This is a genomic window from Streptomyces sp. CB09001 (genome assembly GCF_003369795.1).
Taxonomy (GTDB): Bacteria; Actinomycetota; Actinomycetes; order Streptomycetales; family Streptomycetaceae; genus Streptomyces.
The window spans coordinates 701843-727115 of the sequence record NZ_CP026730.1 but is presented as its reverse complement, the minus strand read 5'-3'; the positions used below and the strand labels follow the sequence as shown (position 1 = coordinate 727115).

Sequence of the window (25273 nt, the reverse complement as noted above, 5' to 3'; positions counted from 1 at the left end):
TTGAATTTCCAACTCACAGGGCTATGGTGAGTCCAGATTTCCTACTCACTGGTAGTTCCGCACCGGCAGTTCGCCGACCACCGACCACCGGAGGCCCGCACCATGCGTGACGCAGTCGTCGTGGAAGCCGTACGCACCCCCATGGGCAAGGGAAAGCCGAACGGCGCCCTCGCCCACGTCCACCCCGTGGAACTCCTCGCGCACACCCTGCGCACCCTCGTCGAGCGGTCCGGGGTCGACCCGGCGCTGATCGACGACGTCATCGGCGGCACCGTGGACCAGGTCGGCGAACAGGCCATGAACACCACCCGCTACGCCCTGCTCTCGGCGGGCTTCCCCGAGTCCGTCCCCGCGACCACCGTGGACCGGCAGTGCGGCTCCTCCCAGCAGGCCGTCCACTTCGCCGCGCAGGGTGTCATGGCCGGGGCTTACGACCTCGTCGTCGCCTGCGGGGTCGAGTCCATGAGCCGGGTCCCGATGTGGTCGAACGTGCCGCCCGGCGCCGACCCCTTCGGTCCCGGCGTCGCCGCCCGCTACCCGGACGGGCTCGTCCCGCAGGGCATCAGCGCCGAACTGATCGCCGCCAAGTGGTCACTGAGCCGGGAGCGGATGGACGCGTTCGCCGTCTCCTCGCACCGGAAGGCCGCCACCGCCTACGCCGCCGGCCGCTTCGACGCGGAGATCGCGCCGCTGGACGGGGTGTCGCGCGACGAGTGCGTCCGTCCGGCCAGCAGCGTCGAGGTCCTCGCCGGACTGCGGCCCGCCTACCACGACCCGGCCTTCGCCGAACGGTTCCCGCAGATCGAGTGGAACGTCACCGCGGGCAACGCCAGCCCGGTCAACGATGGTGCCTCGGCCGTGCTGATCACCTCGAGCGACACCGCCGCCCGCCTCGGCCTGCGGCCCCTCGCCCGGCTGCACAGCTTCGCCGTGACCGGATCCGACCCGCTGCTCATGCTCACCGGCGTCGTCCCGGCCACCGAGAAGGTGCTGCGCCGGGCGTCCCTCTCCCTCGGCGACATCGACCTCTTCGAGGTCAACGAGGCCTTCGCGAGCGTCGTACTGGCCTGGCAGCAGGAGACCGGCGCCGACCTGGACAAGGTCAACGTGCACGGCGGCGCCATCGCGCTCGGCCATCCCCTCGGCGCGAGCGGTACCCGCCTGACCACCACCCTCGTCCACGCCCTGCACGAACGCGGCGCCCGCTACGGCCTGCAGACCATGTGCGAGGCGGGCGGTCTCGCCAACGCCATGATCCTGGAAGCGGTGTAACGCCTCGTCAGTACCCGCTCAGCCCCCGCTCGGCTCCCGCTCAGCGCCCGCGCAGCCGGTGCCGCTTGCGCCAGGCCACCACCGCACCCGCGAGCCCCGGCAGGGCGATGCAGGCCAGCGCGATCAGGAAGGCGGGGGAGGTCGGCGTCGAGGCGCGGGCGCCCGCGACGACGTAGGCGGCGGTGTTGGGGATCGAACCGAGCCCCGTCGCCAGCAGGAAGGGCAGCAGGCCCATGCGGGACACGGCCGCGCAGTAGTTGGACGCGGCGAAGGGCACCCCCGGGAACAGCCGCATCGCCAGCATCGTCCGGAAGCCGTGCCGGCTCAGCTGGCCGTCCGCGGCCTTCAGCCACTTGCCCCGCAGCAGCGGACGCAGCGCCTCCTGGCCGAGGACCCGGCCGAGACAGAAGGCGACCCCGGCGCCGAGCACCGTCCCCGCGAGCGCGGAGGCCAGCCCCAGCTGTGAGCCGAACAGGGCGCCGGCCGCCAGGTTGAGCAGCGGTCGCGGCACGAAGGCGACCGTGCACAGCCCGTACGCCACCGCGTACGCGACGGCCGCCGCGGCGCCCCCGAGCTGGGGCGGCCAGCCGTTCGTCAGCAACTGCTGCGGCTGGAACAGCACCACCGTCGTCGCGGCCGAGGCCAGCAGGGCGACGAGCAGGGAGAGCCGGGACCACGGAGACAGCAGCACTCTCGTCACACGCGCGGCGAAGCCGGTCGGCGCGACCGGTCCTGCGGCGGCGACGGCGAGTTCGGCGGCGGCGGTCCGGGGAGAGACCGTGGCGGTGCCCCCAGAGCGGGTGGTGGCATCGAGCATCCGGTGACACTAACCGACACATGTGTGTGATCGCCGTATGGTGCGTCTCATGAGCGTCACAGCCCGGCCGATTCCGGACGCGCCGCACAGCGCCCTCGCCGACACGGTACTCGAGCGGCTCACCGTCGAATACCCCGCCGCGGCCGACCCCGGGCGGGCCGTCGGACTCCGGGCGTACATGAAGGACGTGGCGCCGTTCCTGGGCATGACCTCGCCCGTTCGCCGCTCCCTGTCCGGCACCGTGCTGGCAGGGGTGCCCCGCCCGGACGAGCCGGACTGCACGGCAGTCGCGCTGCGCTGCTGGCGGCTGCCCGAGCGCGAGTACCACTACTTCGCCGTCGACTACCTGCGCCGGTACGTGAAGCACTGCTCGTCCGGATTCCTGCCCGTGGTCCGGCACCTGCTCACCACCGTCCCCTGGTGGGACACCGTCGACCTGCTCGCCGCGCACGTCGTCGGGGGACTGGTCACCGCCGACCGCGACCTCACGGCCGACATGGACGCCTGGATCGAGGACGAGGACCTCTGGCTGGTGCGGACGGCGCTCCTCCACCAGCTGCGCTACAAGGAACGCACCGACACGGACCGCCTCTTCGGCTACTGCCTGCGCCAGTCCGGCCACGGCGACTTCTTCGTCCGCAAGGCCGTCGGCTGGTGCCTGCGCGAATACGCCAAGACCGCCCCGGACGCCGTGCGCGCCTTCGTGGCCGAGCACCGCGCGCGCCTCGCGCCGCTGTCCGCGCGGGAGGCGCTGCGGACCATCGGCCCGTAGCGCCGGACCGGTACCGCTCTCGAACGGCCGTTCCATCAAAAACCATTCGACGTGCGACGAAGCGTCGGCAATGATCTGCCTCATGTTCCGGTACGCCTTCCACCTCGCAGCATCCGCGGTCGCGGATGCCCCGAAGGCTGCCGTCGCCCACTTCACCGCCGCAGTCGACGGCGCCCGAAGCTGACCCTCCCCGGATCGTCCGGCGGACCCCGCAGGGGGAGGGTCGGCCGGCCCCAGGGGTCCCCACCACCGCCACGAGGCTTCGAGGTACCGCCATGTCCAAGACGGCGTACGTCCGCACCAAACCGCATCTGAACATCGGCACGATGGGCCATGTCGACCACGGCAAGACCACCCTGACCGCCGCCATCACCAAGGTCCTCGCCGAGCGCGGGGCCGGCAGCACCACCCAGTACGTTTCGTTCGACCGCATCGACCGCGCCCCGGAGGAGGCGGCGCGCGGCATCACCATCAACATCGCGCACGTCGAGTACGAGACCGACACCCGGCACTACGCGCACGTCGACATGCCCGGCCACGCCGACTACGTCAAGAACATGGTCACCGGCGCCGCCCAGCTCGACGGGGCGATCCTCGTCGTCTCCGCGCTGGACGGGATCATGCCGCAGACCGCCGAACACGTGCTGCTCGCCCGGCAGGTGGGCGTCGACCACATCGTGGTCGCGCTCAACAAGGCCGACGCGGGTGACGAGGAACTGACCGACCTCGTCGAGCTGGAGGTACGCGAACTGCTCACCGCGCACGGCTACGGCGGGGACGCCGTGCCCGTCGTACGGGTCTCGGGGCTGAAGGCACTGGAGGGCGACCCGCGGTGGACGGCCTCCGTCGAGGCGCTGCTCGACGCCGTGGACACCTACGTGCCCATGCCCGAGCGGTACCTGGACGCGCCGTTCCTGCTGCCGGTGGAGAACGTGCTCACCATCACCGGCCGCGGCACCGTCGTCACCGGCGCCGTCGAGCGCGGCACCGTGCGCGTCGGGGACCGGGTCGAGGTGCTCGGGGCGTCCGTCGAGACGGTCGTCACCGGCCTGGAGACCTTCGGCAAGCCGATGCAGGAGGCGCAGGCCGGGGACAATGTGGCGCTGCTGCTGCGCGGGGTCGCCCGCGACACGGTGCGCCGCGGGCACGTGGTCGCCGCACCCGGCAGCGTCGTGCCGGCGCGGCGCTTCCGGGCCCGGGTGTACGTGCTGTCGGCGCGCGAGGGCGGGCGCTCGACGCCGCTCACCACCGGATACCGGCCGCAGTTCTACATCCGTACCGCGGACGTGGTCGGCGACGTGGACCTCGGCGAGGCGGCCGTCGCCCGGCCCGGGGACACCGTCACCATGACGGTCGAGCTGGGGCGGGACGTGCCGCTGGAGACGGGGCTCGGCTTCGCGATCCGCGAGGGCGGCCGCACCGTGGGGGCGGGGACCGTGACCGCGGTGGAGTGACCGCCGTGGAGTGAGCGCGGTGGAGTGAGCGCGGTGGAGCGGGCGCCCCGCCGGGCACCGGCACAATGGGCGGGTGAACGAAGCCATACCCGTCAGCCGGGTCACGGACCACGGCACCGCCAAGCTCATGCCCGACGTCGACCGGGCACGGGCCTGGCTGCTCACCGTGGACGGGGCGCCGCAGTCGTACGTCGACCTGGACGAGCCGGCGCACCTGGAGTTCGAGTACACGCGCCGGCTCGGCCACGTCCTGGACACGGTCGCCGGGCCGGGGCGCGCGCTGGACGTCCTGCACCTGGGCGGCGGCGCGTTCACCCTGCCCCGGTACGTGGCCGCGACCCGGCCCGGCTCGCGGCAGGACGTGGTGGAGGCCGACCGGGGCCTGCTCGACCTGGTCGCCGAGCACCTGCCGCTGCCGCCGGACGCGGGCATCACCGCCCACGGTGCCGATGCCCGCGCCTGGCTGGCGGCCGCCCCCGCGGACTCGGCCGACGTGCTGGTCGCCGACGTCTTCGGGGGCTCACGCGTGCCCGCGCACCTGACGTCCCTCGGCTACGTGCGCGAGGCGGCCCGGGTCCTGCGCGCCGACGGTGTCTACGTGGCCAACCTCGCCGACGGGGCGCCGTTCGGCTTCCTGCGCGGTCAACTGGCCGGATTCGCCGCGTTCTTCGAGGAGCTGGCGCTGATCGCCGAACCGGGGGTGCTGCGCGGGCGCCGCTTCGGCAACGCGGTGCTCGTCGCCGCGCACCGGCCGCTGGACACCGCCGCGCTGGCCCGGCGCACCGCCGCCGACGCCTTCCCGGCCAGGGTCGAGCACGGGCCCGCCCTGCGGGACTTCGTCGGCGACGCCCGTCCGGTGCGGGACGAGGACGCCGTACCGTCGCCCGAGCCGCCGGCCGGGGCGTTCGGCATCGGCTGAGCGGCGCACCGGCCCTGCCGCACGGGTGCGCTACGACTCGGTCGGCGGTTCCTCGGTGAGGCGCACGGTGCTGAGGATCTTCTGGACCGTCGCCTCCGGGATCTCCTCCTTGACGCCCTTGGGGCCGTAGAGGTTCCAGGTGACGAAGTCGCCCGCGCTGTTCTGGAACGCGAAGGTGATCGCCTTGCCCTCGGTGTCGCACTTGCCCTTCTTGGGAGCGCCCTCCGAGTGCGCGGTGATGACACTCCCCTTGATGCCCGACGCGGTGGTGTACGGCTTCGGCTTGCCGTACTTCACGCTCTTCTTGTCCGGCTCGGTGTAGCCGCCGTAGATCCACCACGGCACCCGCGTCTCGGCCGCCTGGTCGGTGGTCTTGGCGCCGCTCTCGCCGCGGGTGCCCGTGGTGGCGAGCGCGGTGGTCTCCTTGCGGCCGTCCTTGTTCTCGTCGGTCGTGCACCACTCGGACTTCAGGTAGGCCGGAGCGGTGACCGTGGTGCGGTCGGTCTTCCCGTCCTCCTCCCACTCGAAGCCGACGCTGGTGTCGGTGCTGTCGATCTCCCAGTCCGCGGGCACGTCGAACATGGTGCCGAAGCGCGGGTTGGCGACGACCTTCCAGCCGTCGACGGTGGCCTTCGCGCCCTCGCCCCCGCGCGGGTTCTCGTCGGAGCCCGACGCGCTCGGGTCGGCGGCGGGGGACTCGGACTTCTCCACGGTCGGGCTCGCGGACGTCTTCTTGTCCTTGCCGTCGTCCGCCTGGTCGTCCTTGTCACCGCCGAGCACCAGGAAGCCGGTGACGCCCGCGGCCACGACCACGGCGAGGGACGCGACGATCGCGACCAGCTTGGTCCGGTTGCCGCCACCGCCGCCACCCCCGCCCGTGGCCGGCTGCGGAACAGTGGGCGGCTGCGGCGTGCTCCACTGCTGCTGCCCGTATGCGCCGGGCTGCTGCTGGTAGCCGGGCTGCTGATACGGATTCGGCTGCTGGTACCCCGGCTGCTGGTACGGGTTGTCCTGCGGGTTCTGCTCGCCCCCGGGCGGCTGCTGTCCTGGCCACATGAGCAGTCACCCTAATGCCGCCCAGGAAACGATTCGGTCACCGGCCCTTGTCAGGGACGTACCGAAACCCGGAAAGTCTAGGCCTCCGAAGGGGTGTACTCCCGGACGGTGGCCAGAATTCTGCGCACGGTGGAGTCGGCCACCTCGTCGGCGACGCCCGCGGCTCCGAAGAACGACCACGACACGAAGTCGCCGTCGGCGGACTTGAACGCGAAGGTGGTCGCCTTGCCGTTCACGTCGCATTTGCCCTTCTTCGTCACCCCGGACGACCGGGAGGTGGCCAGGCTGCCCTCGATGCCGGATGCGGTGGTGAAGGACGTCACCGGCCCCGTGGAGACCTTCTCCCGGTCCGGCTGGGTGAAGGCCCCGTAGACCCAGGTCGCGGAGTCGGTCCGGGCGATCTCCTCGGTGCTCCGCGCGCCGTTGTTGCCGCGGGTGCCCGCACTGGCCAGGGGCGTGTACTCGACCGAGCCGTCCCGGTCGCCGTCCGACCCGCACCACTGCTCCTTCAGGACGGCGGGGGCCTTCATGGCGACCAGGGGCTTCTCGTCGGGGTCGTCGTCCTCGGCGACGTAGGTCACCCAGTCGCGCGACTGCGGCACCCAGGAGGCCGGCACGTCGAAGGCGATGCCGTGGCCGGGGTTGGCCACGACCGTCCAGCCCTCGACGGTGGGTTTCGGACTGTCGTCACCGCCGCGCGGGTCGTCGGACGTGGACGTGGACGCGGAAGGAGCGGACGGGGAGGAGGTGGTGGGGCCGGGCCGCGCCCCGTCGTCCTCGCCGCCGCCCAGGAGCACCACCCCGGTCACCGCCGCGGCGACCACCACGACCGCGGCGGCGAGGATCGCCACCACCTTGGTACGGCCGTTGCCCGACCCCCGGCCGGACGGTCCGCCGGCCGGCCCGCCGCACGCGACGGTGGGGGCGTTCCAGGGCGCGGGCTGCTGCTGTCCCGCGTACGGCTGCTGCTGGTAACCGGGCTGCCGGTACGGGTTGGGCTGCCGCGGGTCCGGTCCACCGGTGGATGACTGCTCTCCTGGCCACATGGGCGCACAGCCTACGGCGATCTTCACGGATACCTGGCCCTGGATGCTACTCGCGGGTAACCTGCTTCCATGAGCGCAGATCAGATGTCGATCGGCGAGTTGCTCGCCGCCACGGTGCCGATGGTCCGGACCCTTAACCTCGAGTACCTGGAGACCACCCCGGAGAAGGCCGTCCTGGCCCTTCCGGACCAGAGCGAGTACCGCAACCACGTCGGCGGACCGCACGCCGGAGCCATGTTCACGCTGGGCGAGTCGGCCAGCGGTGCCATCGTGCTGGCCGCCTTCGGCGACCAGCTCTCCCGGGCGGTGCCGCTGCCGGTCACCGCGGAGATCGCCTTCAAGAAGATCGCCCTCGGCCCGGTCACCGCCACCGCGACACTCGGCCGCCCCGCCGCGGATGTCGTCGCCGAACTGGACGCGGGCAGCCGGCCCGAGTTCCCCGTGAGCGTCGCCATCCAGCGCGAGGACGGAGCCGTCACCGGTGAGATGACCGTCATATGGACCCTGCGCCCCAACAGCTGACCCCCGCCGACCCGGTACGCTTCCCGGTGCGCCTCGATCGAGGCGCACCGGGAACGGGGAACAGGTTCGCGAAGCGGAGGGTGGGGCGTTGCACGTCCAGGAATGGCTCGACACGGTGCCCGCGGTGGCCGTCTACGCCGTCGTCGCGCTGGTCATCGGTCTGGAGAGTCTGGGCATCCCGTTGCCCGGCGAGATCATCCTGGTGTCGGCGGCCCTGCTGTCGTCGCAGCACGGCGGGATCGATCCGCTGGTCCTCGGCGCCTGCGCCAGCGCGGGCGCGGTGATCGGCGATTCCATCGGATACGCCATCGGCCGCAAGGGCGGCCGGCCCCTGCTGGCCTGGCTGGGCAGGAAGTTCCCCAGGCACTTCAGCGAGGGGCACGTCGCCACCGCCGAGCGGTCCTTCCAGAAGTGGGGCATGTGGGCCGTGTTCTTCGGCCGCTTCGTCGCCCTGCTGCGGATCTTCGCCGGCCCGCTGGCCGGTGTGCTGCGGATGCCGTACTGGAAGTTCCTGATCGCCAACGTCCTCGGCGGCGTCGTCTGGGCGGGCGGCACCACCGCCGTCATCTACTACGTCGGCGTGGTCGCGGAGGACTGGCTCAAGCGCTTCTCCTGGCTGGGCCTGGTGGTGGCGGTCCTGATCGGCGTCGCGTCCATGCTGATCGTCAAGCGCAGGGCGGGCAAGGCACAGCCGGAGCCCGAGCCCGTCACCGCCGGGGAGTGAGGCGCCCCGAAGGGCGCGGGGCCGTGTCGATGTGCGGCTCCGCCGTGTGGGCGCGACCAGCCACAACCGGGCCCGCGGCCGGCGTACGGTCCGCAGCCCCCCTGTTCACCCGCGGAGCTGAGCGTGCTGCCCGGCCAGCGCCGCGTACATCGTGCCGTTCAGCGTGACCCCCTGACGCTCCTCCTCCGTCAGCTCCCGCTTCACCTTCGCCGGCACCCCCGCGACCAGTGACCCCGGCGGCACCCGCATGCCCTGCGGGACCAGGGCCTGGGCCGCGACCAGTGAACCGGCGCCGATCACCGCGCCGTTGAGCACCGTGGCGCCCATGCCGATCAGGCAGTCGTCCTCGACGGTGGCACCGTGCACCACGGCGTTGTGCCCGATGGAGACGCGCTCGCCCACGGTGACGGGGAAGCCCGGGTCGGCGTGGAGCGTGCAGTTGTCCTGGACGTTGCTGCTCGCGCCGACGGAGATCCGCTCGACGTCGCCGCGCAGCACCGCGCCGTACCAGACGCTCGCCCCGGCGTGCAGCGTCACGTCCCCGACGACCGAGGCGGTCGGCGCCACGAAGGCCTCCGCGTCCACCTTCGGGTCCTTGCCGCCGATGCCCGTGATCAGCGCCTTCTGCGTCATCTTCGCCTCCTGCTCGGGTGTTGTACGGCACCGTACGCCACCCGGTGGGGTGAAGATCACAGCCCTGGCACGGCATGGCCGCACCGCACGCGGACTACCGTGAGCGGGTGCCGAAGCGCAAGAACACGTTCTCGTCCTGGCGGAGCCGCCTCGCGCAGAAGGCCGTCCACGCGGGCTGGGCCTGGGTGCAGCGCACCGGCTCCGTCACCGCCGCGCACCCCGGACGGTTCCGCTTCGGCGCGCTGGGCACGGGCACCCGGCTCGCCTTCCCGCTCGGCACGGTCTTCGGCGAGCCCTGGATCCATGTCGGCGCGCACTGCATCATCGGCGAGCAGGTCACGCTGACCGCCGGGCTCATGCCCGACCTCGACCTCGGACCGGAACCGATCCTGCGCATCGGCGACGGGGTCGTCCTCGGCCGCGGCAGTCACGTCATCGCGGACACCACCGTCACCATCGGCAGCGACTGCTACGTCGGCCCTTACGTCTACGTCACCTCCACCAACCACTCCTACGACGACCCCCACCAGCCCATCGGCAAGCAGTGGCCGCGGATGGACCCGGTGGAGATCGGCCCCGGCTGCTGGATCGGCACCGGCGCGGTGATCCTGCCCGGCGCGCGGATCGGGCGGAACGTGGTCGTGGCCGCCGGTGCGGTGGTCCGGGGGACGGTCCCCGACCACGCCGTGGTGGCGGGCGCCCCCGCCCGCGTCGTACGGCGCTGGACACCCGCCGACGGCTGGCAGCCGCCGCTGCGGACCCCGGCTCCGGTGCCGATCCCCGACGGGATCACGCCGGGGCAGCTGCGGGAGCTGTCGAAGCTGGACGACGAGGCGGTGGCCCGTCTCGCCGGGCTGGACGACCCGGAGCGGGCGGCGGGCAGGCTCGCGGAACCGGCCGCGGAGGGCTGAACGGACACGAGTGCCGGCACGAGCGCCGAGCGGGCACCGGGTTCAGCCCGTCGCCAGCAGCAGCGTGCCCACCAGTGCCAGGCCCGCACCGGCCGCCTGCACGGCACGCAGCCGTTCGCTCAGGAACCCCCGGGCGGCCAGCGCGGTCACCACCGGGTAGAGGGAAGCCAGTACGGCGGCCACCGTGACCGGGCCGTACTGGGCGGCGATCGAGTACGTGCCGTTGGCCGCGACGTCGGCGAGTCCGACGAAGGCCAGGGCGGGCAGCGCGGTGAGGGGGAGGCCCTGCTCGGGCAGCGCGGCGGCGCCCCGCCGGACGGACACCCACAGGGCCAGTCCGCCCGCGGCGACGTTGGTGACGCGTTGCACGAACAGGGCGAGGAAGAGACCGGTGAGCGTGGCCGACGCCTCGGCGATGAGGGCCATCACCGCGCCGAAGCCGATCGCGGCGACGAGCGTGAGGACGACGGCCCGCCGCTGTACGGGTGCGCCCCGCAGCTGCGGTCCACCGGCCAGCACGATCCCGGCCACGGCGACCAGGATCCCGGCGAGCTGTGGCGGTCCGGGCCGCTCGCCCAGGACGAGACCCACGGTCACCGGGACGGCCACGCCGAGCGAACCGAGCGGCGAGACGACGCCCATCGGGCCCATGGCCAGCGCCCGGTAGAAGGCGAGCATCGCCACCGGCCCGACCAGGCCCGCCGCGACCGCGAACCACAGGTGCGGCGACGCCTCGCTCCAGGCGCCGGTCGCGGCCACGACCACACCGAGGACCGCGACCGCGATCGTCTGCGAGACGACGACCACCGTGAGCGCCGGGGTGCGCCGGGTCAGCACCCCGCCGCCGAAGTCGGCCAGGCCCCACAGGACGCTGGTGGCCAGGGCGAACAGCGGTGTCATGATCCGGTCGCCTCGCAGTACAGTTCGGTGGACCTTCGGGTGCAGCAGACCATAGTTCAACCTGCTGCACCATGTCATCCAAAATAATGTACGCACCTGTACGCACCTGTACGAGTCCCTGGACGGAACGTGGCGGACCTCGACCTCCTGACCCAGTCCCTGGCGCGCAACGTCAAGCGCTGGCGCGGCGAACGCGGCTTCACCCTGGAGGCGCTGGCGGCGCGCGCCGGTGTCAGCCGCGGCATGCTCATCCAGATCGAGCAGGCCCGCACCAACCCCAGCCTCGGTACCGTCGTGAAGATCGGCGACGCCCTGGGCGTCAGCATCACCACCCTGCTCGACTGGGAGCAGGGGCCCGCGGTCCGCGTCGTCCCCGCCGACGAGGCCGTCCGCCTCTGGCACACCGACGCCGGCAGCTTCAGCCGGCTGCTCGCCGGGGTGGAGGCGCCCGGCCCGCTGGAGATGTGGGAATGGCGGCTGATGCCCGGCGAGAGCAGCCTCTCCGACCCGCACCCCGCCGGCACCGTCGAACTGGTGCACGTCACCACCGGCGAACTCGCCCTCACCGTCGACGGGGTCACCCACCGCGTGCCCACGGGTGCGAGCGCCTCCTTCGAGTCCGACACCCCGCACACGTACGGCAACGACGGCGACGCTCCGATGGAGATGATCATGGCGGTCTCGGTGCCGCCCGTCCGCTGAGACGGCCGTTCTTTGGGACTCCGGCAGTTGTTAGCGTGCCGCCATGCACGCACCCATCGGGAACTTCGACAGCGCCATGCCCGCCCCGGACCGCCTCGACGCACTGACCCGCCCGGTCGCCGACGCGGTGCGCCACTGGAGCGGCACAGTACCCGCCGACCAGATCCTCTACGTCGACACCGAACCGGACTGGGCCGACACCGCCACCTTCGTCGAGCACTACGGCCGTGAGCTGCTCGAACAGTCCGCCAACTGCGTGGTGGTCACCGGCAAGCGCGGCGGCGGCACGACGCTCGCCGCCTGTGTGGTCCTCTCCACCACCCGGGTCGACGTCAACGGTGTCGTGCGCCGTCGTCTCGGGGCGCGCAAGGCCTCCTTCGCGCCGATGGACACGGCCACCGGGGAGACCGGCATGGAGTACGGCGGCATCACCCCGGTCGGCCTGCCCGCCGAGTGGCCCGTGCTGGTGGACTCGGCCGTCGTCGACCTGCCGTACGTCCTCGTCGGCAGCGGGCGCCGGCGCGGCAAGCTGCTCGTGCCGGGCAAGGCCTTCGCGGAGCTGCCCGGTGCCGAGGTGCTGGATGGGCTGGGCGTCGCCTGACCCGTCACGCGGAGGCGTGGTGGGCGAGCGCCAGGTGCGGATCCGCCTCGCCCGGCGAGGGCGCCGGGTCGGCGTGCACCAGGGCGGCGGAAAGCCGCGGCACCGCGTGCAGCAGGGCGTGTTCGGCCGCCACGGCGATGCGGTGGGCCTCGCGGACCGTCGCCTCGCCGTCCACCACCACGGCCACCTCGGCGCGCAGCCGGTGCCCGATCCAGCGCAGCCGCAGCTCGCCCACCCCGCGCACGCCGGGAACCTCGCCCAGTACGCGCTCGGCCCGGTCCACCAGCGCCGGGTCGACGGCGTCCATCAGCCGCCGGAACACCTCGCGTGCCGCGTCCCGCAGGACGAGTACGATCGCGGCCGTGATCGCCAGCCCCACGACGGGGTCGGCGAGCCGCCACCCCAGTGCCGCACCCCCGGCGCCCAGCAGTACGGCCAGGGACGTGTAGCCGTCCGTGCGGGCGTGCAGACCGTCGGCCACCAGTGCGGCCGAGCCGATCTCCCGGCCCACGCGGATCCGGTGGCGGGCCACCCACTCGTTGCCGGCGAAACCGACCAGGGCGGCCACGGCCACCGCCGGGACGTGCGCGACGGGGCGCGGATCGAGCAGCCGGTCGACCGCCGTCCATGCCGCGAAGACGGCGGACGCGGTGATCGTCAGCACGATCACGATGCCCGCCAGGTCCTCCGCCCGCCCGTAGCCGTAGGTGAAGCGCCGGGTGGCCGCGCGCCGGCCGAGGAGGAAGGCGATGGCCAGGGGCACGGCGGTCAGCGCGTCCGCGGTGTTGTGCACCGTGTCCCCGAGCAGTGCCACCGATCCGGAGACCACGACCACGACCGCCTGTGCCAGCGCCGTGGCGCCGAGCACCGCCAGTGACACCCACAGCGCGCGCAGTCCGCGGGCCGACGCCTCCAGGGCCGGGTCAAGCTTGTCGACGCTCTCGTGGGAATGGGGTGTGAGCCGGTGGGCGAGGCGGTGCGCGAACCGGCGCCGGCGGACGGCGGGGGAGCCGTCGTGGCGGGTGTGGTCGTGCTGACGGTGCGCGTCCTGGTCGTGTTCGTCCTGGCCGTGTTCGTCCTGGTGGTGATCGTGGTGGTGGTGATCGTGGTGGTGCCGGTGCGGGTCGCTCATGGGTGCCCCTTCCGGTGCTCGGTTCCCGGTGCCGGGTGCGTTCCGGTGTCCGGTGTGTCGGCGCGACGGGTGGACGCGCGCAGTCCGTCCCGCCATTATGTGCGTATGAGCGCACGCATGCACCTGTCACCTGCGGACGATGCGCACCCGCGTACCCCGGGCGAGGAGCAGTTCGCCCTCGCCGCCGAGATCCTCGCGCTGCTCGGCGACCGCACCCGCCTGACCCTGCTGCACGCCCTGACCGGCGGCGAGGCCGACGTCACCACCCTCACCGAGGCCTGCGGGGCGGCCCGCCCGGCGGTCAGCCAGCACCTCGCCCGCCTGCGCCTCGCGGGGCTGGTCGGCACCCGCAAGGAGGGACGCCGGGTGGTGTACTCACTGCGCGACGGACATCTGCGCCGCCTGGTCGACGAGGCGCTGAACGTGGCCGACCACCGGCTCGGAGACCGGCCACTGCACGACTGAGCCACCTGCCGTCCCGGCTGCCCAGGGGCTCAGCCGGTGGTCCGTACGCCGAGGTACCGCTCGGCGAACTCCGCCGCCGCGGCCGGTGCGGAGAACAGGCGCCGCAGCCGGGCCAGCGCGGCACCCGCGCGGTACGGATCCCCCGACGCCGTGCCGTGGTACATCTCCGCGAGCCACTGGGAGAACTCCTGGTAGTCCCACACCCGGGCGAGACACGCGTCCGAGTACCCGGCCAGTCCGGAGCCGTCGCCCTTCGTCAGGGACGCGACCAGCCCGTCGCCGAGCAGGAAGGCGTCGTGCAGGGCGAGGTTCAGCCCCTTGGCGGCGATGGGCGCGGTCAGGTGTGCCGCGTCCCCGGCCAGGAAGAGCCGCCCGAAGGCCATCGGCTCGACCACGTAACTGTGCATGTCGAGCACGCGCTTCTCGATCAGCCGCCCCTCTACGAGCGGCGGTGCGCCCGCCGCGCCGAGCCGTACCCGCAGTTCGGCCCAGACCCGCTCGTGCGGCCAGTTCTCCGGGTCGTCGCCCGGCGGACACTGGAGGTAGAAGCGGGTCACCTCGGGGCTGCGTGCCATGTGCCCGGCGAACCCGCGCGGATGCATGCCGAACACCACGCAGTCCGAGGACGGCGGCGCCTCGGCCAGCAGCGCCAGCCAGCCGACGCCGTAGTCGTGACGGGCGAGGCGGGCCCGTCCGGCGGGCAGCGACGCGCGCGTCACGCCGCGGGCACCGTCGCACCCCGCCACGAAGTCCGCCTCCACGACCCGGCGTTCGCCGGAGTCGGGACACACGTACGACACCGACGGCCGGGCGGACCCGGCACCGTGCAGGCGCACGTCCCGGACGCCGAACCGGATCTCCCCGCCGCGCACGTCCGCGTACTCCCGCACCAGGTCCGTCACCAAGAACTGCTGCGGGTAGACGAAGTGGTGGTGCCCCGTCAGCTCGGTGTACCCGAAGCGGTACCGCTCCCCGGCGAACCGGAACTCGCACTCGGTGTGGGCCTGCGCCCGCTCCAGCAGGGTCCGTGCCAGTCCACGCCGTTCCAGCCCGCGCACGGCCCACTCCTCGATGACCCCTGCCCGTGGCCGGTGTTCGACGACCTCGCGGGTCCCGGTCTCCAGCACCAGACAGTCGACACCCGCGGCGCGCAGGATGTTGCCGACGGTCAGACCGGCCGGACCCGCGCCCACCACGACAACGGAAAAGCCTTGTGGTGCCGCGGAGTTGGGGCGGGGGGCGGGTGCGCTCACGCGGCCATTATGTCGGTGCTGCGCGCCCCGCGGGAACGGTCTCGACGGCCCTCGCCGTGGGAAAACACCTGGCGGGTCCCGAGTGCCGGAGCTATGCTCCCCGCGATGACTACTCCTCCTGTCGGCAGATTGGGGGACCCGTCCGCGCAAGGTGAGAGCTGATGGCCACTCACTTCGCGAACGGGGACTCCGACTCCCGCCTTTCCCTGTGGCAGCGCGTGCGCGAGTTCGCCGTGCCGCCCCCCATGATCGAGACCGCGACCGCCCGCCGTCGTGCCGGGGACTGGGCGGGCGCGTGCGCCGCCGCGTCCGTCGACGTCGACCTCGACCTGCGCTCCGTGGCCCGCACCCACGGCCGCGCTCTCGCCGCCCGGCTCCGTACCGACCTGCGGCACCTCGCTCCCGACCTGCTGCGCTGGCACATGCCGAGAATCGCCCCGGACGGGCTGCTGCGCCCGGGCCTCACGCTCACCCTGGCCCGGTACGCCACCGAGGGGTGCGACGGCGTACCTCCGGTGCATCTCGTCGTCCGTACCCCGCCCGCCCGCGCGGACGGCGGTCAGCGCATCAGCCTGGCCCTGTGGGACGGTTCGGGTCCGCACGCGGGTGCCGCACGGCACCCCCATCCCCGGCCGAGCAGGCGCTTCCGGCTCGACCTGCACCGCCACCTGTGGGACGCGCGCAGAACCGCTGAGCTGCGCGTGCGCTCGGGCGCCGACCTGCCGCCGTCCGCCGACGCCCCGCCCGAACCCGCGAGCCCGGGGGAAGCGGTGCCGCCGGGACAGGGCTGGGCCCTGGGCCGGTGGGAAGCCGAGGCACGGATCCTGCTCCGGGCCGAGGGCACCAGCTCCGGGACGGTCGTCGTGCGGGTCGGCTCCGGACAGCGGCTCGCGCTGGAACCGGACCCGGACGAAACGTCCTCGGCCACGCCCCCGCGGATCGTCGCGGTGCCCACCGGCGGCGCCCGGTCCGCGCTGCCGGTGCTCCCCGACGCGGCCACCTGGGTGCTGCCGGACCTGGAACTGGTCCGCGCCGGTGCGATCGAGGCCGGCCGGCTGCACCCGCTGGTCGCCCCCGCACTGGTGCCGGGCCAGATACCGGCCGCCCGGCTCCGGACGCCGGACCCGGTGGCGGGCCCGCGGATGGTGGACTGCCGGGGAGCCAGGCACCGGATCGGCCTCGTCGACGGGACGCTGGCGGCCCTGGACCACGATCCGGCCGAGATCCGGCGGGAGGAACTGCTCGCCGCGCTGACCGGCACGCCGCTGCCCTGCTTCCAGGTCATCGACGAGGCGCACCGGCGTCCGGAGTGCCTCCCCGACATCCGTGAACGCCTCAACCACGGGGACACCTCCGGTGCCCTCGCCGCCGTCGAAGCCCTGCTGGGACCCGCCGCCCGCCTGCGCGACGGCGACCTGCGGGACGACCTGGAGGCCGCCGCGCTGCGGCGGATCACCCACGGGCTGTTCCGCGCGGGCCTCGACGGGCCCGCTCCGGGACGCGTCGCCCCGCACCGGCGCCGGCCCCGCGAGGGCCGCTCCCGCCCGCGCCACGCCACCTCTGACTGACCGCGGACGCTCCGCCCGCGCCGACCTCTCCGTACCGACCTCTCCGCGCCGCACTCCTCGCGCGACCAGCCCCTCCCGCTACCACACCTCAGGTGATGACACATGACGACATGTTCTCCCGCCATTCCTTCCCAGCTCGACGTCGCCGGTGAACTGCTGACGCTGCTGCGCGACACGACCACCGAACCGCGGCCCGACATCCAACTGGAGGCACTCACCCTGGCCGTGGCCGCCGACCTCCCCGTGCTGCTGTGGGGAGAGCCGGGGATCGGCAAGACCGCGGCCCTCACCCAGCTCGCCACCGCCCTGGACCTCCCGCTGACCACCGTGATCGCCAGCGTGCACGAGCCGTCCGACTTCTCCGGGCTGCCCGTCGTCGGCGACGACCCCGCGGAACAGGGCGTTCCGATGGCCCCGCCGGACTGGGCCGTGCGCCTGGTGCGGGCCGGCCGGGGACTGCTGTTCCTCGACGAGCTGTCCACCGCGCCGCCCGCCGTGCAGGCGGCGCTGCTCCGGCTCGTCCTGGAACGGCGGATCGGCGCGCTCCGGCTGCCGCCCGGCGTCAGGATCGTGGCCGCGGCCAACCCGCGGTCCTCGGCGGCCGACGGCTGGGAACTGAGCCCGCCCCTGGCCAACCGGTTCGTCCATCTCCAGTGGACCCACGACCAGGACGTCGTCGTACGGGGCCTTGGCGGAACCTGGCCCCGGGCGGCCCTGCCGAGTCTGGACCCGGCCGGCTTGGACGAGGCGGTGCGTTACGCGCGCCGTGCGGTGTGCGAGTTCCTCACCGCCCGCCCCGGACTCGTGCACCGGCTGCCCAGCGGCGAGACACGCCGGGGCGGCGCCTGGCCGTCGCCCCGGAGCTGGGAGATGACCCTGTGCCTGATCGCCTTCGCGACCGCGGCCGGCTCGTCCAGGGAAGTGCTCTCCCTGCTGGTGCGGGGGACGGTAGGGGACGGTCCCGGCCTCGAACTGATGGCGAGCCTGGACCGGATGGATCTCCCGGACCCGGAGACGCTGCTCGCCGACCCGGCGGGTGCCGTACTGCCCGAACGGGGAGACCTCCGCCAGGCCGTGCTGGACGGGGTGGTGGCCGCGGTGCGCAAACGGCCGGAGAAGTCCCGGTGGGACTCGGCGTGGGCGCTGCTGGCCCGGGCGATGGAGACCGGCGCCCCGGACGTCGTGGTCGTCCCGGCGACGACGCTCGCCACGCTGCGGCAGCAGGACTGGGACATCCCTGCCACGATCGATCGGCTCGCCGGAGCCATGTCCCTCTCACGGCGGGCGGACCGCGCCGCCGACCGTGCGGCGGCACGGCTCGCGGGCACCGCGAAGACGGGCCGATGAAGCCGATGAAGCCGATGAAGCCGACGCCCCCGGCGCGTCAGCCCGGGGCTGTGCCGAGTACGCCGACGTCGAGTACGCCGATGCGGAGTACGGCGACGGCCGAGCCGGACCGGGTGCAAATCGACCTCGACAAGCTCTTCGCGGCCCGGCTGCAGGCCGCCCGGGCCCGGCCCTATCTGGCGACGGCGCTGTTCGCCCTGCACGTCGTCCCGTCGCTCAGGGTGCCGACGATGGCCGTCGACCGGTACTGGCGGTGCTACGCCTCGCCGGTCTTCGTGGACCGCACACCCGTGGAGGAACTGGCCGGGGTCTGGGTGCACGAGGTCTCGCACCTGCTGCGCGACCACCACGGACGCAGCGACCGGGTGGCGCGCGAGCGCGGGCTGACGGGCCCGGCGGAACGGCTGCGGATGAACATCGCCGCGGACTGCGAGATCAACGACGACGTGTTCGGCGACGGACTGGTCCGTCCGGAGGGCGCGGTCGATCCGGCGTTCCTGCAACTGCCCGACGGGCAGCTCATGGAGGACTACCTGAGCCGGTTCCGGCTCGGGCGGCTCACCGAGAGCCTGGCCTGGCTGGACTGCGGCAGCGGTGCCGACGGCCTCGACCGGGAATGGGACCTCGGCCCGGACGGTGCGGACGGCCTCAGCGAGCAGGAACGGGACGCGGTGCGCTTCCGGGTGGCCCGGGGCATCAGCGCCGCCCCGGGGAGCGCCCCGAAGGGCTGGCGGCGATGGGCGGAGAAGGTGTTCCACCCGCCGCAGCCGTGGCGCGAGTTGCTGGGGGCGGCGGTCCGTTCGGCGACCTCCTCGGGCGGCGCGGGCGAGGACTACACGTACGGCCGGCCGTCGCGCCGCTCGGCGGGAACACCCGGGGTGGTGCTGCCCAGCCTGCGGCGCAGACCGCCCCGGGTCGCCGTGGTCATCGACACCTCCGGATCGGTCAGCGACGCCGAACTGGGCAGCGCCCTCCTGGAGGTCGCCGCGATCGCCCGCGCCGTCGGCGGCCGGCGCGACCTGGTGAGCGTGGTGCCCTGCGACGCGGCGGCCCGCCTCGCGCACTCGCTGTGCCGGGACGAAGGGATCGAGCTGGTGGGCGGCGGCGGGACGGACCTGCGCACCGGCTTCGCGAAGGCGCTCGGGGCGCGCCCCGCACCGGACGCCGTCGTGGTGCTGACCGACGGGCAGACGCCCTGGCCGGACACGCGCCCGGCGTGCCGGACGGTGGTGGGCCTGTTCCCCCGGGAACGGACCGGCGGCTCCTGGGACGAGGACGACCCCGACTACGTCCCCGACGCACCGCCCGCCTGGGCCCGCGTGGTGGTCATCGGGTCCGGTCCGGGCGCCGGCCGGTGAGCCCCGGCGCGATCAGCCCAGTCGCGGGATCTCGATCGCCGGGCACCGGTCCATCACCATCTCCAGGCCCGCGGCCCGGGTCCGCCCGTACGCCGCCTCGTCGACCACACCGAGCTGGAACCAGACCGCCCGGGCGCCCTTCGCGACCGCCTCGTCCGCGACCGGTCCGGCCAGTTCGCCGTTGACGAAGACGTCGACGACGTCCACGTCGAACGGGATCTCCGCGAGCGAGGCGTACCCCTGCTCCCCGTGCACCGCCTCCGCCTTGGGGTGCACGGGCACGACGCGCTTGCCGAAGCGCTGCAGCACCTCGGCGACGCCGTACGCCGCGCGCTGCCGGTTGTTCGACAGGCCCACCACGGCCCAGGTGTCGCCCAGCTCGGTGAGGATCTTGCGGACGGTTGCCTCGTCGCCGTACACCGGCGGCCTCCTCGTGCTCCCTGGTGGCCCGCGGGTCGGGCCACCCGGTCGGGACAACGGACGGCGACGTGCCGGGATTCCCCCACGGCCGGAGAGGGCGGCGAGCGCGCGCCCCTGTGCATCACCGCGCCCCCGCGCCTACGCTCGCCTCGTGCTGCGCATCATCGACGCCCGGACCGGAGAACCCGCCCCCGCCGCCCCAGCCCGCCGGGCGCCGACCCGTGTCGAGGCGCACGTGCCGGGGCGTGACGCCACCGCCCTGCGCGTGCTGATGGTCGCGGACCTCCTGGTGCGCGCCCTGGAGCTCGACAGCACGCCCGCGTGGGCGGTGCTCACCGGCACGGCGGAGCGGGACGGGCCGCGCAAGGACGCCGCCGCCCTCGGCATCCGGCCCTTCGAGGACGGCGCCGCCGGACCCGGACCGGGCACCGGGCAGGGCGTCCGCGTCGTGGGCGAAGGGGAGGCCGCGGGCGAGGGCGGGGACGCCCGGGACGTGGCCACGGTCGCCGTCGCCCCCGTGCACCCGGCCGCTCCCGACCTCGCCGACCCCGACGCCGTGCGCCTGGCCCTGCTGGAACGGCACCACCACGCGCGCGTGGAGCTCGACGCGACCGCGCTGGACGAGGCCCGCGCCACCCTCGCGGGGCTGCGCCGCGCGGTCGCCGGCTGGGCCCGGCGCCCCTCGCGCCCCGTCCCGGGCGAGATGCGCGACCGGCTGCGGGCGGCCTGGGAGGACGACCTGGACACGCCCGGTGTGCTGCGCGTCCTGCGCCAGGTGGAGACCGACCCGGACCTTCCGGACGGAGCCCGGTTCGAGATCTGCGCGTACGCCGACCGGTTCCTCGGCCTCCACCTCACCCGCGACGTCGGGTCCCCGCCGTGACCGAGGGCGCCGCCGGGTGCCTTGCCGACGCCCCCGGGGAGCGCGGCAGGGCGAGCGCATAGGCTGGCCGGATGCAGGACGAGTACCGCACGGTCGCCCGCGCAGGTGTGCACGAAACCGAGATCAACCGCTCGCGCTTCCTGTGCGCCCTCGCCCCGGCCGCCACCGAACAGGACGCCCAGGCGTTCGTCGCGGGCGTGCGCAAGGAGCACGCGGACGCCACCCACAACTGCTGGGCGTACGTCATCGGCGCCGACGCCGGGGTCCAGAAGGCGAGCGACGACGGCGAGCCGGGCGGCACCGCGGGCGTCCCGATGCTCCAGATGCTGCTGCGCCGCGACATGCGGTACGTCGTCGCCGTCGTCACCCGCTACTACGGCGGCGTCAAGCTCGGCGCGGGCGGCCTCATCCGCGCCTACGGCGGCGCGGTCGGCGAGGCCCTGGACGACCTCGGCACCCTCACCCGGCGCCGGTTCCGCCTGGCCACCATCACCGTCGACCACCAGCGGGCCGGCAAGCTCCAGAACGACCTGCGCACCGCGGGCCGCGCGGTGCGCGACGAGCGGTACGCGGAGGCCGTCACCATCGAGGTCGGCCTGCCGGAGGCCGACGTGGACACCTTCCGCTCCTGGCTCGCGGACGCCACCGCCGGATCGGCCGGGTTCGAACTGGGCGGGGAGGCGTACGGCGACGCCTGACGAGACGGACAGCGGACCTCGCCCCACGTGCGTCCCGGCTGGTCAGTTGCGGGTCTGTCGGCGGACGGCGTCGGCGATGGGTTCGGGACCTCGGGCGAGTTCGAGGATCCGGCGGCTGATCTGTGGGGTGTGGACGAGTTCGGCGAGGGTGGCTGCGACGTCGTCACGGGTGATGTCGGTGTGGACCAGGGCGGGGGAGAGGCTGATCCGGCCGGTGCCCGGTTCGTCGGTGAGTGCGGCGGGGCGCAGGATGGTCCAGTCGAGGTCGGTGGCGGCCAGTTCGGCGTCCGCCTTCTTCTTGACGTCGATGTAGTGCTCGAAGGTGTCGGACACGTCGCGGCCGCGCCAGGCTTCGGGGAAGACGGAGACGAGCAGCAGGCGGGGGACGCCGGCGCGGCGGGCTGCCGCGATGGCGGTGGTCAGGCCGGTGCCGTCGACGGCGGTGGTGGCGGCGGTCCCGCCTTCGCCGCCGGCTCCGGCGGCGAAGACCAGGACGTCGGTGTCGTGCAGCAGGTCGGCGAGGGCGGGCGCGTCGAGGCGGGTCAGGTCGCCGTGGGTGGCGTGGACGCCCTCGTTGGCGAGGCGCTCGCCCTGTTCCGGCCGGCGGTAGAGCCCGTCGACCCGGTCACCGGCGGCGGTCAGCAGACGGGCCAGACGGCTCCCGACGCCGCCGGCGATACCCACGATGAAGACCTTCATGGCGTCACTCTCCTTTTGGTCGGTGCCCGTGGAGGCGGGCGTGGTGTGTGCGTCCGACGGTGATGGTCGGGGCGCGCTCGCTATGCGCGGGCCTCGTCGACCTGGTTGACCAGGGTGAGAAGGGTGAGCAGGGCGTCGGCGGCCGGGCCGGAGGAGGCGGGGCTCTGGCCGGTGACGAGGAGGCCGTCGACGACGACGTAGGGCTGCCAGTCATCGGTCTTGGTGTAGTCGGCGCCGAGTCGTTCGAGTTCGTCCTCGACGAGGAAGGGGACGATGTCGGTGAGACCGACGGCGGCTTCCTCGCCGTTGGTGAAGCCCGTGACCTTCCGGCCGCGGACGAGGGGGGTGCCGTCGGGGTTGGTGGCGTGGCGCAGGGTGCCGGGGGCGTGGCAGACCAGGGCGAGGGGCTTGCCCGCGCGCAGGGTGGTTTCGATGAGCCGGACGGACGTGGGGTCTTCGGCCAGATCCCACAGGGGGCCGTGGCCGCCGGGGTAGAAAACGGTGTCGAAGTCGTCGGCGGAGACGCTGTCGAGCCGGGAAGTGCGGGCGAGGGCCGCCATCGCTTCCGGGTCGGCCTCGAAGCGGCGGGTCTCGTCGGTCTGGAACGCGGGTTCGTTGCTCTTGGGATCCAGGGGAGGCCTGCCGCCCTTGGGGGAGGCGAGTACGACTTCGGCGCCGGCGTCCTTGAAGCGGTAATAGGGGGCGGCGAGTTCCTCCAGCCAGAAGCCGGTCCTGCGGCCGGTGGTGCCGAGTTCGTCGTGCGAGGTGAGAACGATGAGGATCTTCATGGTGTGCACTTCCTGAGTGAGTGAGTAGACCGGTCGTCTCCAACAGGGCCCGGAGACGACCGGTTCGGCCGGATCTTCGAGGTCGGGGCGCGCCCGGGTGCTGAGTTCTGTGCTTCGTGCCCTAGAGGTGCAGGAGTTGACGCGTGACCGTCGTCGTGGTGTCCAGTGGGCCGATGTCGCGGTGGATCTTGGTCATGACGCTCGCTCCGAGCCACATGTCGTACAGGACCCGCGCGGTCTCGCGGGGGGTGGCGTCGACGGCGATCGAGCCGTCCTTCAGGCCCGCCGTGATCGTCCGCTCCAGCCGGTCGACGATGGCGATGGTGCCTTCCTTCAGGGCGAGCCGCATCGCCTCCGACAGGTCGGAGACCTCCGCGCCGAGCTTGACGGCCAGGCACTTGCCCTGGCATTCGTCGAGGCTCTGCGTCTCGCGCCAGTTCTGCCAGTAGTTCATCAGCCGCTGCGCCGAGGTCAGGCCCGGCTCGGCGAGGATGCGGTCCATGTCCGCCAGGTAGTCGGTGAAGTAGGCCCGCATCATGGCCTCGCCGAAGGCGTCCTTGGAGCCGAAGAAGTGGTAGAACGACCCCTTCGGCACCCCGGCCGCGGTGAGGACTTCGTTGATGCCCACCGCGGAGAACCCCTTGCGGGCCATGATCCGCTGGGCGGCGTCGAGAATGCTGCGGCGAGTGTCGCCCTGGATGGCTGGCATGCCTCTGACCCTACCACCCATTAGACCAGTCGTCTATTCGGCTCCGCGGGTCGGCCGTACCGCCCCGCGCGTCACCGGCCGAGGAAGTCCAGGAGGATCTCGTTGACCTCGGCCGTGTGGGTGGTGAGCAGTCCGTGCGGCGCGCCGTCGATCTCGACGTACTCGGCGGTGGGCAGGGCCTTGGCGAAACGGCGTCCGGTGGCGTCGACGGGCAGGGTGCGGTCGCCCGTGCCGTGCACGATCAGGGTGGGGACGTCGATCTTGGGGATGTCCGCCCGGAAGTCGGTGGGCCAGGTCAGCGGTGCGGCCGCCGAGGCGATCGGGCCCGCGCCGGACGCCACGTTCCAGGCGTTGCGCACGGCCTCCTCGCTCACCCGGGTGCCCAGGTTCTCGTCGAGGTTGAAGAAATCGGCGTAGAAGCCGGTGAAGAAGGCGTAGCGGTCCTTCCGTACCGCCTCGGAGACGCCTTCGAAGAAGGAGAGCGGGGCGGCGCCGTCGGGATTGTCGTCGGTGATCGCCAGGTACGGTTCCAGCGATGCGAGGAACACGGCCTTGGCGACCCGGCCGGAGCCGTGGACGGACAGGTAGCGGGCGACTTCACCGGTGCCCATCGAGAAGCCGACCAGGACCGCGTCGCGCAGGTCGAGGGTCTCCATGACGGTGTTCAGGTCGGCGGCGAACGTGTCGTAGTCGTAACCGGTGGACGGCTGGCTGGACTTGCCGAAGCCGCGCCGGTCGTAGGTGATGACCCGGTGGCCGGCGGCCAGCAGGGCCGGAACCTGGCCCTCCCAGGAATTGCCGTCCAGCGGGTAGCCGTGGATGAGGACGACCGGCTGCCCGGCCCCCTTGTCCTCGTAGTGCAGTTCGATGTCGGTGCTGTTCTCCGTGCCGACCTTGATGCGTCCCATGATGCCTTCCCCTTCCGGGAGTTCGGTGCCTGTGGTGCTCCGGTGCCCAGAACTATACGACCGGTCTACTCGGCTCGCAACCCCCTCTGCTCCGGCCTCCTTTGCCGCGCGAGTGCGGCTCCGGCGAGTGGGGGAGGGGGTGTTACGCGGGCCAGGCCCGGGCCGCGTGACGGGCCGCGTCCAGGAGGCGGGCCCGGTCGGCGCCGTCGCGGGCCAGGGCGGCCATGCCGGCCAGGACGGTGTCGACGAACGCCGCCACGCCGTCCGCCTCGGCGGCCGACGCGAGTTCTCCCTCGGCGGCGGCCCGGCGCAGCCGTGCCCGGATCATGTCGCGCGTCCTGCCGCGCCGTTCGGCGAGCCGCGGCTCACCCATGACGAGGCAGCCGGGGGGCTGTCCGGGTGCGGAGAAGTGCTCGGCGGAGGACCGCAGCAGGCGCTCGACCGCCTCACGTGCCGTGGGCGCCGACAGGTCGCGCTCCAGGTCCTCGTCCAGGTGCTCGGTGTAGAGCGCGCACGCCTTCTCGAACAGCGCGTTCTTGTCGCCGAAGGCCGCGTACAGGCTCGGTGCGGCGATCCCCGCCTCCTTGCACACCTGCGCGACGCTCACCCCGTCGTACCCGCGCTCCCAGAACGCGCGCATCGCCATCCGGAGCACCGCGTCCTTGTCGAACGTCCTCGGTCTGCCTGTCATGAGTCATAGTTTAGCGCACGCTAAA

At 73.3% G+C, this 25273-nt stretch carries 28 protein-coding genes; 15 read left to right on the top strand and 13 right to left on the bottom strand.

The window, feature by feature from the left end:
- Positions 1-102 precede the first annotated feature (102 nt).
- Complete coding sequence (locus tag C4J65_RS03380) at positions 103-1272, top strand: thiolase family protein (RefSeq protein WP_115741028.1); 1170 nt, start codon at positions 103-105, stop codon at positions 1270-1272.
- Between the two features lie 40 nt (positions 1273-1312).
- Here C4J65_RS03380 and C4J65_RS03375 read toward each other — a convergent pair whose 3' ends face one another.
- Positions 1313-2089 (bottom strand): TVP38/TMEM64 family protein, encoded by a 777-nt coding sequence (locus C4J65_RS03375; RefSeq protein WP_115741027.1) that lies wholly within the window; start codon positions 2087-2089, stop codon positions 1313-1315.
- A gap of 49 nt (positions 2090-2138) precedes the next feature.
- On the opposite strand from C4J65_RS03375, the gene C4J65_RS03370 reads away from it, so the two are divergent.
- From C4J65_RS03370 to C4J65_RS03360, 3 genes are all read left to right on the top strand, one after another.
- Positions 2139-2861, top strand: coding sequence for a DNA alkylation repair protein (locus C4J65_RS03370; protein ID WP_115746277.1), 723 nt, complete (start codon positions 2139-2141; stop codon positions 2859-2861).
- A gap of 275 nt (positions 2862-3136) precedes the next feature.
- Positions 3137-4315, top strand: coding sequence for an elongation factor Tu (gene tuf, locus C4J65_RS03365; protein WP_115741026.1), 1179 nt, complete (start codon positions 3137-3139; stop codon positions 4313-4315).
- Positions 4316-4388: 73 nt separating this feature from the next.
- Positions 4389-5234, top strand: coding sequence for a fused MFS/spermidine synthase (locus C4J65_RS03360; RefSeq protein ID WP_115741025.1), 846 nt, complete (start codon positions 4389-4391; stop codon positions 5232-5234).
- Between the two features lie 30 nt (positions 5235-5264).
- On the opposite strand, the gene C4J65_RS03355 is transcribed toward C4J65_RS03360, so the two are convergent.
- Positions 5265-6290 carry a hypothetical protein gene (locus tag C4J65_RS03355; protein ID WP_115741024.1) on the bottom strand — a complete coding sequence of 342 codons (1026 nt, stop codon included), beginning with the start codon at positions 6288-6290 and terminating at the stop codon, positions 5265-5267.
- Between the two features lie 77 nt (positions 6291-6367).
- A complete protein-coding gene (locus C4J65_RS03350) occupies positions 6368-7336 on the bottom strand; it encodes a hypothetical protein (RefSeq protein ID WP_115741023.1) in 969 nt (322 codons plus the stop codon).
- A gap of 84 nt (positions 7337-7420) precedes the next feature.
- On the opposite strand from C4J65_RS03350, the gene C4J65_RS03345 reads away from it, so the two are divergent.
- Complete coding sequence (locus C4J65_RS03345; protein WP_115741022.1) at positions 7421-7858, top strand: DUF4442 domain-containing protein; 438 nt, start codon at positions 7421-7423, stop codon at positions 7856-7858.
- A gap of 88 nt (positions 7859-7946) precedes the next feature.
- Positions 7947-8582, top strand: a complete 636-nt coding sequence (locus C4J65_RS03340) for a DedA family protein (protein ID WP_115741021.1) — start codon at positions 7947-7949, stop codon at positions 8580-8582.
- A 105-nt stretch (positions 8583-8687) separates the two neighbouring features.
- Here the strand turns inward: C4J65_RS03340 and C4J65_RS03335 are convergent, their stop codons facing one another.
- The gene (locus C4J65_RS03335; RefSeq protein ID WP_115741020.1) at positions 8688-9215 is read right to left on the bottom strand and encodes a gamma carbonic anhydrase family protein; all 528 of its coding nucleotides are present in this window, start codon (positions 9213-9215) and stop codon (positions 8688-8690) included.
- A gap of 107 nt (positions 9216-9322) precedes the next feature.
- Between C4J65_RS03335 and C4J65_RS03330 the strand changes: the two genes are divergently transcribed.
- Positions 9323-10126, top strand: coding sequence for an acyltransferase (locus C4J65_RS03330; RefSeq protein ID WP_115746276.1), 804 nt, complete (start codon positions 9323-9325; stop codon positions 10124-10126).
- 42 nt (positions 10127-10168) lie between these two features.
- Here C4J65_RS03330 and C4J65_RS03325 read toward each other — a convergent pair whose 3' ends face one another.
- On the bottom strand, positions 10169-11026 hold the full coding sequence (locus C4J65_RS03325; RefSeq protein WP_115741019.1) for a DMT family transporter: 858 nt from the start codon (positions 11024-11026) through the stop codon (positions 10169-10171).
- A 129-nt stretch (positions 11027-11155) separates the two neighbouring features.
- Here C4J65_RS03325 and C4J65_RS03320 point away from each other — a divergent pair, with 129 nt between their 5' ends.
- On the top strand, positions 11156-11728 hold the full coding sequence (locus tag C4J65_RS03320; protein WP_162832996.1) for an XRE family transcriptional regulator: 573 nt from the start codon (positions 11156-11158) through the stop codon (positions 11726-11728).
- Positions 11729-11771: 43 nt separating this feature from the next.
- On the top strand, positions 11772-12329 hold the full coding sequence (locus tag C4J65_RS03315; RefSeq protein ID WP_115741017.1) for a YbaK/EbsC family protein: 558 nt from the start codon (positions 11772-11774) through the stop codon (positions 12327-12329).
- A 4-nt stretch (positions 12330-12333) separates the two neighbouring features.
- Here C4J65_RS03315 and C4J65_RS03310 read toward each other — a convergent pair whose 3' ends face one another.
- On the bottom strand, positions 12334-13461 hold the full coding sequence (locus C4J65_RS03310) for a cation diffusion facilitator family transporter (protein ID WP_115741016.1): 1128 nt from the start codon (positions 13459-13461) through the stop codon (positions 12334-12336).
- 105 nt (positions 13462-13566) lie between these two features.
- On the opposite strand from C4J65_RS03310, the gene C4J65_RS03305 reads away from it, so the two are divergent.
- Entirely contained in the window at positions 13567-13926 is a 360-nt protein-coding gene (locus tag C4J65_RS03305; RefSeq protein WP_003977520.1) for a metalloregulator ArsR/SmtB family transcription factor, read from the top strand.
- A gap of 29 nt (positions 13927-13955) precedes the next feature.
- Here C4J65_RS03305 and C4J65_RS03300 read toward each other — a convergent pair whose 3' ends face one another.
- Positions 13956-15179, bottom strand: coding sequence for a 4-hydroxybenzoate 3-monooxygenase (locus tag C4J65_RS03300; protein ID WP_115741015.1), 1224 nt, complete (start codon positions 15177-15179; stop codon positions 13956-13958).
- Between the two features lie 161 nt (positions 15180-15340).
- On the opposite strand from C4J65_RS03300, the gene C4J65_RS03295 reads away from it, so the two are divergent.
- The 3 genes from C4J65_RS03295 to C4J65_RS03285 all read left to right on the top strand — a co-directional run bounded on the left by C4J65_RS03295 (position 15341) and on the right by C4J65_RS03285 (position 19452).
- Positions 15341-16747: a hypothetical protein gene (locus C4J65_RS03295; RefSeq protein WP_115741014.1), complete on the top strand. Its 1407-nt coding sequence runs from the start codon at positions 15341-15343 to the stop codon at positions 16745-16747.
- A 102-nt stretch (positions 16748-16849) separates the two neighbouring features.
- Positions 16850-18094 carry a MoxR family ATPase gene (locus C4J65_RS03290; protein WP_115741013.1) on the top strand — a complete coding sequence of 415 codons (1245 nt, stop codon included), beginning with the start codon at positions 16850-16852 and terminating at the stop codon, positions 18092-18094.
- 80 nt (positions 18095-18174) lie between these two features.
- A complete protein-coding gene (locus C4J65_RS03285; RefSeq protein WP_162832995.1) occupies positions 18175-19452 on the top strand; it encodes a VWA-like domain-containing protein in 1278 nt (425 codons plus the stop codon).
- Between the two features lie 12 nt (positions 19453-19464).
- Here the strand turns inward: C4J65_RS03285 and C4J65_RS03280 are convergent, their stop codons facing one another.
- Positions 19465-19872 (bottom strand): CoA-binding protein, encoded by a 408-nt coding sequence (locus C4J65_RS03280; RefSeq protein ID WP_115741011.1) that lies wholly within the window; start codon positions 19870-19872, stop codon positions 19465-19467.
- 151 nt (positions 19873-20023) lie between these two features.
- On the opposite strand from C4J65_RS03280, the gene C4J65_RS03275 reads away from it, so the two are divergent.
- Positions 20024-20755, top strand: a complete 732-nt coding sequence (locus tag C4J65_RS03275) for a hypothetical protein (protein ID WP_162832994.1) — start codon at positions 20024-20026, stop codon at positions 20753-20755.
- A gap of 71 nt (positions 20756-20826) precedes the next feature.
- Positions 20827-21453, top strand: coding sequence for a YigZ family protein (locus C4J65_RS03270; protein WP_115741010.1), 627 nt, complete (start codon positions 20827-20829; stop codon positions 21451-21453).
- A 42-nt stretch (positions 21454-21495) separates the two neighbouring features.
- On the opposite strand, the gene C4J65_RS03265 is transcribed toward C4J65_RS03270, so the two are convergent.
- The 5 genes from C4J65_RS03265 to C4J65_RS03245 all read right to left on the bottom strand — a co-directional run bounded on the left by C4J65_RS03265 (position 21496) and on the right by C4J65_RS03245 (position 25248).
- On the bottom strand, positions 21496-22152 hold the full coding sequence (locus C4J65_RS03265; RefSeq protein WP_115741009.1) for an NAD(P)-binding oxidoreductase: 657 nt from the start codon (positions 22150-22152) through the stop codon (positions 21496-21498).
- Between the two features lie 80 nt (positions 22153-22232).
- Entirely contained in the window at positions 22233-22940 is a 708-nt protein-coding gene (locus tag C4J65_RS03260) for a type 1 glutamine amidotransferase domain-containing protein (protein WP_115741008.1), read from the bottom strand.
- Positions 22941-23061: 121 nt separating this feature from the next.
- Complete coding sequence (locus C4J65_RS03255) at positions 23062-23649, bottom strand: TetR/AcrR family transcriptional regulator (RefSeq protein WP_115741007.1); 588 nt, start codon at positions 23647-23649, stop codon at positions 23062-23064.
- Positions 23650-23720: 71 nt separating this feature from the next.
- On the bottom strand, positions 23721-24557 hold the full coding sequence (locus tag C4J65_RS03250) for an alpha/beta hydrolase (protein WP_115741006.1): 837 nt from the start codon (positions 24555-24557) through the stop codon (positions 23721-23723).
- Between the two features lie 142 nt (positions 24558-24699).
- Positions 24700-25248 carry a TetR/AcrR family transcriptional regulator gene (locus C4J65_RS03245; protein ID WP_115741005.1) on the bottom strand — a complete coding sequence of 183 codons (549 nt, stop codon included), beginning with the start codon at positions 25246-25248 and terminating at the stop codon, positions 24700-24702.
- Positions 25249-25273: the final 25 nt, after the last annotated feature.

Excerpts from the sequence above, each read along its gene's own strand:
- C4J65_RS03380 (WP_115741028.1), top strand. The coding sequence starts at position 103 with ATGCGTGACGCAGTCGTCGTGGAAGCCGTACGCACCCCCATGGGCAAG.
- C4J65_RS03375 (WP_115741027.1), bottom strand. The coding sequence starts at position 2,089 with ATGCTCGATGCCACCACCCGCTCTGGGGGCACCGCCACGGTCTCTCCC.
- C4J65_RS03370 (WP_115746277.1), top strand. The coding sequence starts at position 2,139 with ATGAGCGTCACAGCCCGGCCGATTCCGGACGCGCCGCACAGCGCCCTC.
- tuf (WP_115741026.1), top strand. The coding sequence starts at position 3,137 with ATGTCCAAGACGGCGTACGTCCGCACCAAACCGCATCTGAACATCGGC.
- C4J65_RS03355 (WP_115741024.1), bottom strand. The coding sequence starts at position 6,290 with ATGTGGCCAGGACAGCAGCCGCCCGGGGGCGAGCAGAACCCGCAGGAC.
- C4J65_RS03350 (WP_115741023.1), bottom strand. The coding sequence starts at position 7,336 with ATGTGGCCAGGAGAGCAGTCATCCACCGGTGGACCGGACCCGCGGCAG.
- C4J65_RS03345 (WP_115741022.1), top strand. The coding sequence starts at position 7,421 with ATGTCGATCGGCGAGTTGCTCGCCGCCACGGTGCCGATGGTCCGGACC.
- C4J65_RS03335 (WP_115741020.1), bottom strand. The coding sequence starts at position 9,215 with ATGACGCAGAAGGCGCTGATCACGGGCATCGGCGGCAAGGACCCGAAG.
- C4J65_RS03325 (WP_115741019.1), bottom strand. The coding sequence starts at position 11,026 with ATGACACCGCTGTTCGCCCTGGCCACCAGCGTCCTGTGGGGCCTGGCC.
- C4J65_RS03315 (WP_115741017.1), top strand. The coding sequence starts at position 11,772 with ATGCACGCACCCATCGGGAACTTCGACAGCGCCATGCCCGCCCCGGAC.
- C4J65_RS03310 (WP_115741016.1), bottom strand. The coding sequence starts at position 13,461 with ATGAGCGACCCGCACCGGCACCACCACGATCACCACCACCACGATCAC.
- C4J65_RS03305 (WP_003977520.1), top strand. The coding sequence starts at position 13,567 with ATGAGCGCACGCATGCACCTGTCACCTGCGGACGATGCGCACCCGCGT.
- C4J65_RS03295 (WP_115741014.1), top strand. The coding sequence starts at position 15,341 with ATGGCCACTCACTTCGCGAACGGGGACTCCGACTCCCGCCTTTCCCTG.
- C4J65_RS03290 (WP_115741013.1), top strand. The coding sequence starts at position 16,850 with ATGACGACATGTTCTCCCGCCATTCCTTCCCAGCTCGACGTCGCCGGT.
- C4J65_RS03285 (WP_162832995.1), top strand. The coding sequence starts at position 18,175 with ATGCGGAGTACGGCGACGGCCGAGCCGGACCGGGTGCAAATCGACCTC.
- C4J65_RS03270 (WP_115741010.1), top strand. The coding sequence starts at position 20,827 with ATGCAGGACGAGTACCGCACGGTCGCCCGCGCAGGTGTGCACGAAACC.
- C4J65_RS03265 (WP_115741009.1), bottom strand. The coding sequence starts at position 22,152 with ATGAAGGTCTTCATCGTGGGTATCGCCGGCGGCGTCGGGAGCCGTCTG.
- C4J65_RS03260 (WP_115741008.1), bottom strand. The coding sequence starts at position 22,940 with ATGAAGATCCTCATCGTTCTCACCTCGCACGACGAACTCGGCACCACC.
- C4J65_RS03255 (WP_115741007.1), bottom strand. The coding sequence starts at position 23,649 with ATGCCAGCCATCCAGGGCGACACTCGCCGCAGCATTCTCGACGCCGCC.
- C4J65_RS03250 (WP_115741006.1), bottom strand. The coding sequence starts at position 24,557 with ATGGGACGCATCAAGGTCGGCACGGAGAACAGCACCGACATCGAACTG.
- C4J65_RS03245 (WP_115741005.1), bottom strand. The coding sequence starts at position 25,248 with ATGACAGGCAGACCGAGGACGTTCGACAAGGACGCGGTGCTCCGGATG.